Below are 12,572 nucleotides of genomic sequence, written 5' to 3'. Positions count from 1 at the left end.
TGCCCTGACACAACCGATGAAAAAACTTAAGGTATCGTTAATACTCCCCAAATAAGAACAGAATGGATCGATTTCCCTTGGTCTCACGGGGCCCCACTAGAATTAACGATCAACAGCAGGGCCATAGTTAGTTGGGTCGGCTTCGTAACTCGGGGCAAAGATACGAATGCCGGCCTCTGCACAACAGTCTCGGATATTTTCATTCAACTGGGAACGACTCAATTCAACCTCTTTTAACTCTTTATCTTTAAAATAATTAACATCAATATAGGCATTTAGAAAATAGGTGACATATACTTCATTTAATTCCCCTTGTAAAACAAATGGAGAAGGAGACGCTGAAATCCCATTGGTTTTCAGGGCCGCCTGGATCAGGGCCTGATAGACATCACGCCAAGCGACCTCGTAGCCTAGATAAACTGGAACTCGCAAGATAAGGGGTTTCTGAAACTCTCGATAGCCAAAACTAAAGTTTTCAATTGAACTAGTACTAATTTGAGCATTGGGAATGCTAACAATAATATTGGTGGGCGTTTGAATACGAGTTACCAGTAATGTTGTTTCTAGAACAATGCCTGTAATGTCACCAATTCTAATGCGATCACCAACCCGGAAAGCCCGAGTATAGATTAAAACACTGCCAGAAATTAGGTTGGCAATAACAGACGTTGAACCTAAGGAAATCAATAATCCTAAAAAGACAGAAATTCCTTGAAAAGCTGGAGACTGAAAACCGGGTAATAATGGAAAAACAATAACGGCTGCTAAAGCAATACCCAAAAAAATAACAATGCGATAGGTCGGTTGGGCCCATTCTGGGTAAAAGCCTGGTAAGGAAAAGGTACCAACTCCTAACTCATGGAAAAATGGCTTGGCTAAACGTAGAAAGAAATAGGTAACTAAACAAACAAAAAGAATAGTTAATAAGCTGGGTAAATAATTCGTAAAAGCCTTTCCACTGGCTTGTAGGCTTTCGAGAAAATAGCCTTCAAAAAGCTGAATAATACGTCTTGTCCAGGGAAACTGATGTAGGACAAAAGAAAAATAGCCTAGTAATAAGCTGAGAATCAAAATCGCCCGCAATAACCAGGCTAATCCCCTGAAAATATCATCTAATTGATTAGCGCGGATGAGTTCCCAGTTGCCCAAACGAACAGGGTGAATATAAGACTGTTCCCAGACCTGGAAACGCCGATAAAGCCCAGCAAAAAAATGATTGATGATCAATAAAAACAGTATTAGAAGAACTGTTGCTAGGAGGCTCCAGACCGCTGCTTGCAGAAGATAGCGAACATTCCGCTCCTGTCGATAACGCTCCACCGCTTGCCGGAGCTTCTGGGCGTAGGCCGTGGCCAGGGCCCTCCGCGACTGACCCGCTTTTTCGGCATCACGATTAGAAATGGTTAAGATGTTGATACTACCAGCACTGATGCTACTGAGGGGAATTCCGTCATTATCCCCGGTGTAAATTTCAAGGGAATCCAGGGAGAGAGACTGATCATCAGCAAATTCCTGTAAATATCGACTCCCTCGTTCGGCTCTTTTTACTGCATCTAAACTACCGAGAGGCCCTTGAATGGTTATGAGCGGTTGCCCATCGAGAACAATTGCCGACAACGTCGGAGGAGATGCAACGGGAGAAGGGGAGACTTGGGCCAGTACCAAACCCTGAAGATTAGCCGTTAGTAAGATACAGACAGTAGCCATGATGAGGATGATGCTGAACCATAATCCACGCAATTTTCTCGGCATAGATCCTCCACTGAACTAGTCGCTTCTGGCCCTACCTACCATCCTAGCTCTCTGGATCGACAACAAAGCCCAGAAAATAAACGCTAATAGCGTCATCGGTAGATTGACACTCGGGGTATTGCATTTTGATTTCCTCTATTCATCTGCCTATATATGCAATACCCAGGGCACTCACCCCCAGACTCATCAGTAGGACGGCCCCGCACCATTGGGCCAATTGCCGGCCGCCAATCAACCAAGCCAGCGCAATTTTGATCAAAGTGTTCATCACCACCGCTAAGAAAATGGCCTGCTGGGCGGTCTGTAGGGCCAAATCCTGATTAACGGAACGCGCTAGGGCAATGCTTACCGTATCTACATCAGCTAGGCCGGAAAGAGCCGCCAGGCCATAGACACCCGCTGTTCCGAGGGCTGAACGGACTCCCTGAATGAGGATAGAAAGAACCACCAACAAACCAGCATACTGGCTAGCACTGAGTAGATCGACCGGGTTGGTGACGGGCCAAGGGGATGGCGTTGCGGGGGAGGGATAGCGATAGAGAATTCCCAGGCCACCGATCAAGGGGACAATCACCAGAGCGGCCAGGGGGAGCAGTAGGGATTGGGCCAAGGCCGGCTGAAGGAATGTAATCTCCAAAAACAAGCGGGGGGCCATGGTTCCGGTGGCCAAGACAATACCCGCCGCTAAGCTAGGAATCTGGTCACAGTTTTGTCGCGCCAGTCGTGCCAGGGCCAGGGTGGTAGCCGTGGAGGAAGCCAGGCCTCCCAGTAAACCGGCTAGCAACAGGCCCACTTGATTGCGCCAGAGTCGCAGGGCAAAATAGCCTCCGTAGGAAATGCCCATAATCAGTAAAACCAGCCAGCCTACAGCCCTGGGATTGATGGCTTGCCAAGGCCCCAGGTCACGGTTCGGCAAGAGGGGCAGGGCCACCGTGGCAATCAGGAGCACCTGCAAGGTGGCGATTAATTCCTCTGACTGGAGAAAGACGAGGGTTTTTTGGATATTTTGTTTGGCCCGTAATAACCAGGTGACAACAACGGCGGCCGCCACGGCCTCCAGGGCCAAATTCCTGACGACTAAAGCGCCCAAAACAAAGGTGATTAATAACGCCAGTTCCGTAGTTGTGCCGTAATCCTGGGAATGACGGGCAGTCAAAGCGTAGGCCGTTGTGGCCAAAAGGGCCAAGCCAAGGAAGGCTAGCCCGAGAATGCCCCAACCCCATTGGTTGGCCAAGAGGGCCGTGATCGCGCCTAATAAGCCGACTAAGCCAAAACTCCGAACTCCCCCACTTCCCTGCTGGTCTGGGTCTGTACGGGTAGACCATCCCCGTTCTAGACCGATAATCATCCCCAAGGCTAGGGCTGTTGCTAATTGGATCGCAATGGTTAGATCCATCAAAGTTTTGCTCCGTGGGATGCCGCCATCGTTGATAATTCTGAGTGAATGATTTGCTAAATTAGCTATGCCTCAGAAACCCGACGAGTACGCAATCCATCTTTTCCTGTCCAATGGCCATCGGGAGGAAGTTCGTTTTTTGAATATTCAAGAATTTCAACAATGGTACAGTAAAGAGGTTGTCCCTAAGTACGATTCCCAGGAATTTGTCACGGTTCCGATCAAAAATATTCAAGGGGAGTACATGGTAGTTCGGCCAGCGGCCATCGTGGCCATTCGGGTAGAGCCGATTTTCTTCGGCAGTGTTGAAAGACTGTGAACAGTTTCCCTGGTGGGTTAGGATATATTCCCAGATTAGTCAGAATTCCTAAATTCGTCGTCAATCTTTCGGCTTGTCTGCTCCTGGCCGGTTACTATAGCGGCCTCGGGTGGCTTGGCGGGAGTATGGCACCGGCCTTTGCCCAAGTGAACCTTTGTCGTATTGAAGGGCCCCACACCCTTTGCCTGGAGACCGTCAAACGCAGTGCCAAATATCCCTGGGAGTATCGAGTGGTGGTAACGATGGATGGGATCCCCCAGGCCCCCCAGCGCTACAATTGTCGAGACCGAGTCAAGGTCAACACCGACGGATATCTTGAGCCGCTCAAGTCTGGGGGCCTGGCCCAGCGTCTTTGCCAAAAGTTATCGTCTTTTTCTAACCCTGGGACATCCCATGCCAGAGGTTAAAACTCCCGCACCGAGGGTTTGCCGTCGATCACTTCACCGACTAAAACCACATCAGCAACCCCGACAAAGAGGCCATTCTCTAGAACTCCCGGTAGGTTGTTAATCGTTTTTTCGAGTTCCGCTGGATTGTCGATGCGGTCGAACTTAACATCAATCACTAAATTGCCTTGGTCGGTCACCACGGGGCCAGCTTTTTTGACCCCCATACGCAATTCGGGTTGGCCCCCCAATTTTTCCAAGGCCCGCATCACCGGAGTCAGGGCCATGGGAATCACCTCCACAGGCAGTAAAAAGGTAGATCCCAAGTTTTCTACCAGCTTGCCGCTATCGACGACGACGAGAAAGACATCGGCAAGCGCATCGACGATTTTTTCGCGGGTGTGGGCGGCTCCGCCCCCCTTAATTAAGTTTTTTTGAGGATCTACTTCATCGGCCCCATCAATGGCAATATCAATGCGGTCTACCACATCTAAAGTCGTCAAGGGAATCCCATACTTGCGGGCCAATACCTCAGCTTGGAAGGAGGTAGGAATCCCCACCACATTACTGAGTTCCCCATTTTGAAGCCGTTCCCCAATGAACTGTAGGGCGTAGGCGGTAGTGGAACCTGTCCCTAACCCCACAATGGAATTGGATTGCACTCGGGCCGCAGCGGCTCGGCCCACGGCTTCCTTCATAAGCTTAGTTAGGTCTATTGCTGTTTCTGGCATTGTGATCTCAACGTTACTTCAGAATATTGCCTGGGTTGTTAGTTATTAGTGGCCGCGAGTTGCTCCTTGAGGAGGGCCAGTTGGCTAGCCCAGCGAGGATCGGGCTGAAATCCTTCCAGACCGCTAGACACCACGTTAGCTTGGCCTTGATTCCGAGTCCGTCCCCCCCGCTTTTTATCTGACTTCTTCGCCTTGCTGGTGGGAGCGGCAGTTTCATCGCTATTGGCTTCGAGGCTAGGGCCTTCTGCTCCCTCTTCCTCGTCTTCTTTTTTGCCTTTTTCCCGGGGCAGGGCCTTTTCAATTTTTAGCTCGCTATCCATAAAGGATTGGCCGTTATACTTTTCGATAAATTCATCAGCGGCTTCGTCAGTGGAAACTGTCACGAAGGCAAAGCCTCGGCATTTTCCCGTTTTACGATCCTTGATCACCTTGGTCGAAACCACGGCGTTGGCTTCGGCAAAAACTTCTTGTAATGCTTCGCGCTCAATGGCTTCTTTGGGCAAATTACCGACGTAGAGACGAACGGACATGGGTTACAGACCTCCAGGAATATTAGATATAAAAGAAAAGTTTGATAAACAGGGCACAGTCCCCAACCGCATCAAAGGTACGACACCGGAGGAAGAATCACCGATGGGAATTCCCTCTATTTTTAAAACGTCACCTGCTACACCATTATCGACCCTTGCCGTCAAAATGAATCTACCTCTTGGGTTGCGCTGGGATGGGAAGAGCCGGACTTGCATCGAAGGAGAGACTTAAAGGCTGGTGCTGAGAACTCGCTGAGTCCATGGCCCCCCTAGATTATTACAGATTCGCTATCCCCTTCGTCAAACAATTGGGGGAATTCTCCAGGAATTTAGCCAACTATCCAGTCATTTCGTCACTACCGCTCAGGATTTTGTTCATTTTGAGCAAACTTTACAATTATGTATTGCTAAAAATGAAGCCGTGTGCATCGCCTCCCAGGGCGGGAACAAAGACAACTCCTCGACAATCTAGTTTCACACCCTAGACACTTTGTCAATTTATTTGTTACTTTACTTAACATCAACAGTCAGGAGGTCATCCCGATGGAATCTCAATCCTTTGAGCTCACTATGGAACAGCAGTTTGAATTTCGGCGCCTACACGATGCGGCCCAGGGCATGAGCCGAGACCAGGCTTTGGAATTACTGGTTCAGGCCTCTCGTCTGCTGATGATCAAAACCAATGTCCTCAGAGACTTGATGCAACAAGCCCCTATCCAGCCCCTGGGCTAAGGAGTTACACCATGATGAACAGTAATGCTTTTGAATTATCCTTGGAACAGCAATTTCAATTGCAGTGCCTCCAGCAGGAATATCAGGATCTAGACCGGGATGCCGTTATCAACCATCTTCTAGATGCTATGCAGCAATTGATGGTTCGAGATAACCTAATCCGTGACTTGATGAAAAAGTCCTTATTCTAGGGCCTTGGCCCTGAAGCCCTTTGGGTCAACTTTCTCCATCTCTTCCTTCTGCGTTACTTTGGCCAAGGACGACAGAGCGACAGGGGTGCAGAAGTGGCTCTTTACTTAAAAAAAATAGATTGTAGCTAAGTGTTACGGTTTGACTCATCAATCCTGAAAGCTAATATGGCGATAAAATAGTCCCAGCCTATTCGCTTGCAATTACCGTGGAACCAATTAAGCCCTTTTACTTCGATATTACCGACGAAGAGATTGAGTTGTTTCTCTCGGAAGCGCGTCAAATCCTCAAATCAGGAACCTTAATCCTCGGGCCCCATAGTCAGGCCTTTGAACAGGCCTTTGCGGCCTACGTCGGCACTCGCTACGCTGTCTCTGTCAATAGTGGTTCCTCTGGACTAGAAATCCTGCTCCGTCTCAAGCAAGCAGAAAATACAACGGTTTTAGTTCCCACCAACACGAATTTTGCCACTGTTGCCGCCGTACTCCGGGTCGGCGGGGAGGTCCAGTACCTCGATATGGAGCCGAAAACCTTTGCCCCTTCCCTAGCCATGGTTCAGGCCGCGGTAGAGGGCCAAACCTACGCCAAACCCCTCTCCGGGGTGCTGTGGGTGCACATTGGCGGGGTGATTTCCCCGGAATTTCCCCAAGTCGTGGATTATTGTCATCAAAAGGGCCTGTTTGTTCTAGAAGATACAGCCCACGCCCACGGCAGTCAGCTCAACGATGTCCAGGCCGGCAATTTAGGGGATGGGGCCGCTTTTTCCTTCTTTCCCACCAAGGTTATGACCACCTTTGAAGGGGGCATGATCACCCTCAATGATGAGCAGGAAGACCTAATTGCCCGCTCGCTACGGAACCAGGGCAAACGGGGGATGAATTTTGGTGGCCTGCATACGGATTTTGGCAATAGTACCCGGATGACGGAGATCCATGCGGTTCTTGGCCAAATCCACCTGGCCAAGTTAGACCAGATGCTCACCCGTCGCCAACGGGCCTACGAATTAATTACGGCTCCCCTGCGGGCTGCGGGCTTGACCTTTGTCAGTACCGATCACATGGATCGGGCCAGTCAATATAAACTTATTGTTCTGTTACCGGAGGGCAAAACAACCCTAGAGGTTAAACAGGCCCTGGCCGAGGAGCAAATCTTCCTAGGGGGAACCGTTTATGAAATTCCCTGCCATCAGCAACCCGTCTTTGCAGGAATTTGTGCGGGCCAGTCCTTTCCCCAGGCCGAGTATTGGTGTCCGAGGCATATTTGTCCTCCCCTCACCTCAGGCATGACGGAGGCCGAAGCGGAGCGGGTCGGAGCGGCCCTCGTCCGTCACCTAGGAGCTTAGCCAGCCAATGCCGGAGCCCGTCGTTGAATTACAAGGGGTCTGCCAGCGTTTTGGCAGTAAAGTGATCCTCGACAACGTAGACCTCAAAATCTATCCGGGGGAAGCCGTGGGTGTGATTGGCCCTTCGGGAACCGGCAAGTCAACGATTCTGCGGATTATTGCGGGCCTGCAACAACCCGATGCCGGGGCCGTTTTTGTGCAAGGGCAGTGGCGACGGCGCACCATTGAACAGGGGGAAAGTGCCCTGGGGGTTGGCCTGGTCTTTCAGCAATCGGCCCTGTTTGATTCCCTCACGGTAGATGAGAATGTGGGCTTTGCCCTCTACCGCCACTCCCGCCTCTCTCCGGTACTGATTCGTCAACTGGTGGAGGAAAAATTGGCCCTCGTCGGCTTACCCGGGATTGGCGACCGCTTGCCGGCGGAACTTTCCGGGGGGATGCGTAAGCGGGTGAGCTTGGCTCGGGCAATCCTGGCCCATCCCGAAGAAACCCAGGGCCAGGGAAGAATCCTACTCTACGATGAACCTACGGCTGGCCTAGACCCCATCGCCTCCACACGGGTTGAGCGCCTAATCCATCACCTTTTGGTACAAGACCAGGCCTGTTGTGCTTACCTGATCGTGACCCATCAATTTAGCACCATCGAAAATACCACTCAGCGGATTATTTTTCTCTACGACGGCAAAATCCAATGGGACGGCCCTACCGAAGCGGCCTATCAATCTGACCATCCTCTCCTCAAGCAGTTTTTTACCGGCAGTACTTCTGGCCCGATTCCCTAGGTCAACCAACCCTTGAGTCGCCGGGCCACTTGGGGACGACGCAATTTCCGCATGGCCTTGCTCTGGATTTGGCGCACCCGTTCCCGCGAAAGATTAAACATCACCCCCACTTCCTCTAGGGTGTAGGTCTGGTTACTGGCTAGGCCATAGCGCAGGCAGATTACTTCCTTTTCTCGCTCGGTGAGGACATCCCCCAACACCTCAAAGATTTCCTGGCGGAGCATGGCCTCGTTAATTAGGTCTTCGGGTAGAGGCACATCCTGGTCTTCCAGCAGATCCACCAGCTCGGTATCCTCTCCTTTCCCCACTCGATGGTTGAGGGAAAGGGATTGGCGACGGAGTTGCAAGAGATGCCGCAGTTGACTGGGAGGAATTTCGAGGGCCTGGGCCAATTCCTGCTCATTGGGGTTGCGCTGGAGTTCTTGTTTAAGTAAGCGCTGGGCCTTTTTGAGTTTATTGAGTTTCTCAACGATGTGGATCGGCAGACGGATAGTACGAGCATCGTTGGCAATAGTACGGGTAATGGCCTGGCGAATCCACCAGTAGGCATAGGTCGAAAACTTATAGCCCTTGTTGGGGTCAAATTTTTCCGAGGCCCGATTCAGACCAATGGCCCCTTCTTGAATGAGATCGAGGAATGGTACGCCACGATTTAGGTAACGCTTGGCAATGGAGACCACAAGGCGCAAATTCGAGCGAATCATTTTGCGTTTAGCCGAACGGCCCCGGTAGAGCCAGGCCTCAAACTGACGCTCGTTACTAAAGCCCATGGCCTCGGCCCATTCCAACTTAGTCAAAGGGGCCTGGCGGGCCTGTTCAAGGGCCTGACGTTTTTCCTCTGCCTGCACCAGGGATTGGACTTGCTGAGCCAGGATGACCTCTTCCTCTGCATTGAGCAGGGGATAGCGGGCCATTTCCTTAAAAAAAGCACCGACGGTATCATCCGATGGACTTTTGCTGTAACCCGAGGCCTTGCCAAATTGTTCCACAAGCTCGGAAAAATCGACGGCGACCGTTTGATCCTCCAGATTGAGGGGCATCTGGGTCAGGTCTACCACCGGCGGTAGGTTCGGGCTGTTAAAGGTGTCGTCGTAGATCATGGGGAAAAACGGAAAAGGTAGGGATATCGGGAATCCGGTGAGCAATCAGTCGGCACTGGCCTGCAAGGGAAGTCAAAGGAAAAGCGAGGCAGGGACTCAGAAAAGTAATTGAGCCGATTGTGCCATTAATTTTTCAAGGACAGTATTTTTTAAGTATTTTTTAAGGTCTATCCCTGGAGTTTAGCGGTAAATTCTTAGGACTTAGATTGTCGATTCGGAAGAAAATTAGCCAAGGGAAAGCGTCTAACTGAAATAAGCAATCAACCCAGCAATCAAAGGGGTCAGCCAGGTGCAGACTTCGTCAACATTGGCGATATTCCCCGCAGGCTCTCTCTACCTTAGCCACAATGGGCAACCCTAGGCTAGCAAAAATGCCACAAAATTTTGTGTTGCTTAAAACAAAACTGGGGGTTTAGAAGGGAGGCCAGAAAAGTTGTGAAATCATTAAAAAAATGGAAAGGAACGTTAAAGAAATGTGAATCTTGGTGAACAGCCCTCGTTGCTCCTCAACGTAACGAAGAAGAGGAAGCGGTATCCCTTGCCCTATAGTAAAAAGGAGGTTCCCCTCACAAAAGCATTGACTTGCCCAGCGACCTTCATTTTTATGTCCTATCTCATCGCTGTTCTTAGCGACCGTATCCAAGCAGAACTCGCCTATACTACCCTCGAAGCCCAGGGTTTTACTTCTCAACAAGTCACCATTCTTGGCCAAGGCTACCGTTCCGCCGATGAATTTGGCTTGATTGATCCCCAGCAGGTGGGTCGCCAGCGGGCGATTTTCATGGCCTATTGGCTGGTTCCCTTTGGATTTGTGGCGGGCTACGGCTTCAATCAAATTACGGGCCTGCATACTCTCGACTGGGCCGGTGATCCCGGTAATCATATTCTCGGCGGTCTCCTGGGGGCCATCGGCGGGGCCATGGGCAGCTATTTTGTTGGCGGTGGTGTTGGTCTGAGCTTTGGCGGTGGTGGTGATGCCCAGGCCTATCGGAATTATTTAAAAATGGGCAAGTATCTGGTGGTGGTTACCGGCGGGGCAGCGTTGCGGGCCAGGGCCACAGACCTCTTGCGTCCCCTCCAGCCCGAAAAACTCCAGGGTTATACGGCCCCCGATGGGGACTATGCGTAGGGAATAGGCAAGGATGTTACCGCGAGACAGTCTACTCAAAGGGGTCGAATACCGGGAAGAAATGGCCCGCATTATTGACCTGGCCGACCAGGCCCTGCGGACGTGGGAAATGGCCGTCACGGATTTTTTGTCGCCGCCGGTCTTGGTGGAGGCCCAGGAACGTCTTGGCCGTTTAACTGAACTAGAAACCCTAAACTGGGGCGGCTATCCCCAGGCCGAACGCCAGCGCTTGGCCATTAATCGAGCGGATTTAGGCCTCGATCTGGCCCAAATTCCCCTAGCCTATTTGGAAATTGTCGGTAATTTTCTCTTTGATTCCGCTAGCCATCGGGACTTTCTCGGAGCCATCCTGGGAACGGGGATTGTGCGGGATAAAGTCGGCGATATTATTTTGCTGGGAGAGCGGGGGGCCCAGGCCATCGTCTTACCGGAAATGGCCGATTTTTTAACGCTTCATCTCGTTCAGGTTCGTTCTGTCCCAGTGAAGACCCGGGTTATTGATTCTAGTGAGTTAAAGATTCGCCCGCCCCAAAAAAAGGAAATGACGACGGTGGAAGCGTCTCTAAGATTGGATGCCGTTGCCTCTGCCGGGTTTGGCCTGTCCCGCAGTAAGATGGCAGAGGCCATTAGTCGGGGGGATGTGCGGGTCAATTGGAAGGAAATCACGCAACCCAGCTATAGCCTCAAGGCCGGGGATCTGGTGACCTTCCGGGGCAAGGGCCGCTTAGAAATCGGGGACGTGAGCATTACGAAAAAAGACCGTTATCGCCTGCAATTAACCCGCTATGTATAACCCTGGGGATACCATTGCCGCTATCGCCACCGCCATTGTGCCCCAACAGGGGGGGATCGGCATTGTGCGTCTCTCCGGGCCCCAGTCCTTGCCCATTGCCCAACGCCTCTTTTACGCGGCCGGGAAGCAAGCTTGGGAAAGCCACCGCATTCTCTACGGCTATGTCCGTCATCCCCAAAGCCAGGCCCTGGTGGATGAGGCCCTGCTCCTACTGATGTTGGCCCCGCGTTCCTACACCCAGGAAGACGTGGTGGAATTCCACTGCCATGGTGGGATCATGCCAGTTCAGCAAGTTTTACAGCTGTGTTTAGAACAAGGGGCTCGCCTCGCTCAACCGGGAGAGTTTACCCTCCGGGCCTTTCTCAATGGCCGTCTTGACCTGACCCAGGCCGAGAGTGTCAGCGATCTGGTTGGGGCCCAATCCCCCCAGGCCGCCCAACAGGCCCTGGCTGGCCTCCAGGGAAAACTGGCCCTGCCCATTCGTCAGGTGAGGGCCATTTGTTTGGATATTTTGGCGGAGATCGAAGCCCGTATTGACTTTGAAGAAGACTTGCCGCCCCTCGATGAAGCGGGGATTCAGACCCAACTAACGCAAGTCCTCCAGACGGTTACGGCGGTTTTAGCAACGGCTGATCGGGGGGAGTTGCTTCGCACCGGTTTGAAAGTCGCCATTGTCGGCCAACCCAATGTAGGTAAATCCAGCTTGCTCAATGCCTGGAGCCGCACTGACCGGGCCATTGTCACCGATCTCCCCGGTACGACCAGAGACGTGGTGGAATCCCAATTAGTGGTTGGGGGCATTCCCATTCAAGTCTTGGATACGGCGGGCATCCGGGAAACAACGGATACCGTTGAACAAATCGGGGTCGAACGTTCCCAACGGGTGGCCCAGCAGGCCGACCTTGTTCTGTTGACCCTTGATGCTCAGCGGGGCTGGACGGCCGCCGAACAGGCTATTTATGAACAGGTCAAGCAACGGCCTCTCATTTTAGTGATCAATAAAGTCGACTTGGAACCTAATCTCGACCTTGCGATCCCCCAGGAAATTACGGCCATCGTCAAGGCCGCTGCCGCCCAGAACCAAGGCATTGCCGAGCTAGAGCAGGCTATTTTGGCCAAAGTCCAGCAGGGAGACCTCCAGGCCCGGAATCTTGATTTCGCCATTAACCAGCGACAGCAGGCAATTTTAACCAAGGCCAAGCTGGCCCTAGAGCAGGTACAGGCCACCATTCAAGCTCAACTGCCCCTGGATTTTTGGACGATTGACCTCAGGACAGCCATTCAGGCCCTGGGGGAAATTACCGGAGAAAGTGTCACGGAATCGGTTTTAGATCGTATTTTTAGCCGCTTTTGTATTGGCAAATAGGCCTCAAAATTTACGCCCAATTCCCC

At 51.7% G+C, this 12,572-nt stretch carries 14 protein-coding genes; 9 read left to right on the top strand and 5 right to left on the bottom strand.

The window, feature by feature from the left end; all coding sequences use genetic code 11:
- Positions 1-102 precede the first annotated feature (102 nt).
- Positions 103-1,707, bottom strand: coding sequence for a mechanosensitive ion channel family protein (locus ABXS88_RS09200; RefSeq protein ID WP_353671747.1), 1,605 nt, complete (start codon positions 1,705-1,707; stop codon positions 103-105).
- Between the two features lie 184 nt (positions 1,708-1,891).
- Entirely contained in the window at positions 1,892-3,148 is a 1,257-nt protein-coding gene (locus ABXS88_RS09195; protein ID WP_353671746.1) for an MgtC/SapB family protein, read from the bottom strand.
- A 67-nt stretch (positions 3,149-3,215) separates the two neighbouring features.
- Between ABXS88_RS09195 and ABXS88_RS09190 the strand changes: the two genes are divergently transcribed.
- Entirely contained in the window at positions 3,216-3,467 is a 252-nt protein-coding gene (locus ABXS88_RS09190; protein ID WP_353671745.1) for a hypothetical protein, read from the top strand.
- Positions 3,464-3,874 carry a hypothetical protein gene (locus ABXS88_RS09185; RefSeq protein WP_353671744.1) on the top strand — a complete coding sequence of 137 codons (411 nt, stop codon included), beginning with the start codon at positions 3,464-3,466 and terminating at the stop codon, positions 3,872-3,874. The genes ABXS88_RS09190 and ABXS88_RS09185 overlap by 4 nt, the downstream gene beginning before the upstream one ends.
- Here the strand turns inward: ABXS88_RS09185 and rpiA are convergent.
- Positions 3,871-4,584 carry a ribose-5-phosphate isomerase RpiA gene (gene rpiA / locus ABXS88_RS09180; protein WP_353671743.1) on the bottom strand — a complete coding sequence of 238 codons (714 nt, stop codon included), beginning with the start codon at positions 4,582-4,584 and terminating at the stop codon, positions 3,871-3,873. The genes ABXS88_RS09185 and rpiA overlap by 4 nt on opposite strands.
- A 38-nt stretch (positions 4,585-4,622) precedes the next feature.
- Positions 4,623-5,114 (bottom strand): RNA-binding protein, encoded by a 492-nt coding sequence (locus ABXS88_RS09175; protein ID WP_353671742.1) that lies wholly within the window; start codon positions 5,112-5,114, stop codon positions 4,623-4,625.
- Between the two features lie 543 nt (positions 5,115-5,657).
- Between ABXS88_RS09175 and ABXS88_RS09170 the strand changes: the two genes are divergently transcribed.
- From ABXS88_RS09170 to ABXS88_RS09155, 4 genes are all read left to right on the top strand, one after another.
- Positions 5,658-5,846 carry an NblA/ycf18 family protein gene (locus ABXS88_RS09170; RefSeq protein WP_353671741.1) on the top strand — a complete coding sequence of 63 codons (189 nt, stop codon included), beginning with the start codon at positions 5,658-5,660 and terminating at the stop codon, positions 5,844-5,846.
- A gap of 11 nt (positions 5,847-5,857) precedes the next feature.
- Positions 5,858-6,037 carry a photosystem I reaction center subunit X gene (locus tag ABXS88_RS09165; protein ID WP_353671740.1) on the top strand — a complete coding sequence of 60 codons (180 nt, stop codon included), beginning with the start codon at positions 5,858-5,860 and terminating at the stop codon, positions 6,035-6,037.
- 206 nt (positions 6,038-6,243) lie between these two features.
- Positions 6,244-7,377, top strand: coding sequence for a DegT/DnrJ/EryC1/StrS family aminotransferase (locus ABXS88_RS09160; RefSeq protein ID WP_353671739.1), 1,134 nt, complete (start codon positions 6,244-6,246; stop codon positions 7,375-7,377).
- Between the two features lie 7 nt (positions 7,378-7,384).
- On the top strand, positions 7,385-8,158 hold the full coding sequence (locus tag ABXS88_RS09155) for an ATP-binding cassette domain-containing protein (RefSeq protein ID WP_353671738.1): 774 nt from the start codon (positions 7,385-7,387) through the stop codon (positions 8,156-8,158).
- On the opposite strand, the gene ABXS88_RS09150 is transcribed toward ABXS88_RS09155, so the two are convergent.
- Entirely contained in the window at positions 8,155-9,258 is a 1,104-nt protein-coding gene (locus tag ABXS88_RS09150) for an RNA polymerase sigma factor, RpoD/SigA family (RefSeq protein WP_353671737.1), read from the bottom strand. The two genes, ABXS88_RS09155 and ABXS88_RS09150, sit on opposite strands and share 4 nt — an antisense overlap.
- A 604-nt stretch (positions 9,259-9,862) precedes the next feature.
- On the opposite strand from ABXS88_RS09150, the gene ABXS88_RS09145 reads away from it, so the two are divergent.
- From ABXS88_RS09145 to mnmE, 3 genes are read left to right on the top strand one after another with little or no spacing between them, the layout of a single operon-like run.
- Positions 9,863-10,387, top strand: coding sequence for a hypothetical protein (locus tag ABXS88_RS09145; RefSeq protein ID WP_353671736.1), 525 nt, complete (start codon positions 9,863-9,865; stop codon positions 10,385-10,387).
- A 13-nt stretch (positions 10,388-10,400) separates the two neighbouring features.
- On the top strand, positions 10,401-11,180 hold the full coding sequence (locus ABXS88_RS09140; protein WP_353671735.1) for a photosystem II S4 domain protein: 780 nt from the start codon (positions 10,401-10,403) through the stop codon (positions 11,178-11,180).
- On the top strand, positions 11,173-12,546 hold the full coding sequence (gene mnmE, locus ABXS88_RS09135) for a tRNA uridine-5-carboxymethylaminomethyl(34) synthesis GTPase MnmE (protein ID WP_353671734.1): 1,374 nt from the start codon (positions 11,173-11,175) through the stop codon (positions 12,544-12,546). The genes ABXS88_RS09140 and mnmE overlap by 8 nt, the downstream gene beginning before the upstream one ends.
- Positions 12,547-12,572: the final 26 nt, after the last annotated feature.

The organism is Synechocystis sp. LKSZ1 (assembly GCF_040436315.1).
Taxonomy (GTDB): domain Bacteria; phylum Cyanobacteriota; class Cyanobacteriia; order Cyanobacteriales; family Microcystaceae; genus Synechocystis.
The sequence above is the reverse complement of the archived record's forward strand: the minus strand, read 5'-3'. Positions and strand labels throughout refer to the sequence as shown.

Excerpts from the sequence above, each read along its gene's own strand:
- ABXS88_RS09200 (WP_353671747.1), bottom strand. The coding sequence starts at position 1,707 with ATGGCTACTGTCTGTATCTTACTAACGGCTAATCTTCAGGGTTTGGTA.
- ABXS88_RS09195 (WP_353671746.1), bottom strand. The coding sequence starts at position 3,148 with ATGGATCTAACCATTGCGATCCAATTAGCAACAGCCCTAGCCTTGGGG.
- ABXS88_RS09190 (WP_353671745.1), top strand. The coding sequence starts at position 3,216 with ATGCCTCAGAAACCCGACGAGTACGCAATCCATCTTTTCCTGTCCAAT.
- rpiA (WP_353671743.1), bottom strand. The coding sequence starts at position 4,584 with ATGCCAGAAACAGCAATAGACCTAACTAAGCTTATGAAGGAAGCCGTG.
- ABXS88_RS09175 (WP_353671742.1), bottom strand. The coding sequence starts at position 5,114 with ATGTCCGTTCGTCTCTACGTCGGTAATTTGCCCAAAGAAGCCATTGAG.
- ABXS88_RS09170 (WP_353671741.1), top strand. The coding sequence starts at position 5,658 with ATGGAATCTCAATCCTTTGAGCTCACTATGGAACAGCAGTTTGAATTT.
- ABXS88_RS09165 (WP_353671740.1), top strand. The coding sequence starts at position 5,858 with ATGATGAACAGTAATGCTTTTGAATTATCCTTGGAACAGCAATTTCAA.
- ABXS88_RS09155 (WP_353671738.1), top strand. The coding sequence starts at position 7,385 with ATGCCGGAGCCCGTCGTTGAATTACAAGGGGTCTGCCAGCGTTTTGGC.
- ABXS88_RS09150 (WP_353671737.1), bottom strand. The coding sequence starts at position 9,258 with ATGATCTACGACGACACCTTTAACAGCCCGAACCTACCGCCGGTGGTA.
- ABXS88_RS09145 (WP_353671736.1), top strand. The coding sequence starts at position 9,863 with ATGTCCTATCTCATCGCTGTTCTTAGCGACCGTATCCAAGCAGAACTC.
- ABXS88_RS09140 (WP_353671735.1), top strand. The coding sequence starts at position 10,401 with ATGTTACCGCGAGACAGTCTACTCAAAGGGGTCGAATACCGGGAAGAA.
- mnmE (WP_353671734.1), top strand. The coding sequence starts at position 11,173 with ATGTATAACCCTGGGGATACCATTGCCGCTATCGCCACCGCCATTGTG.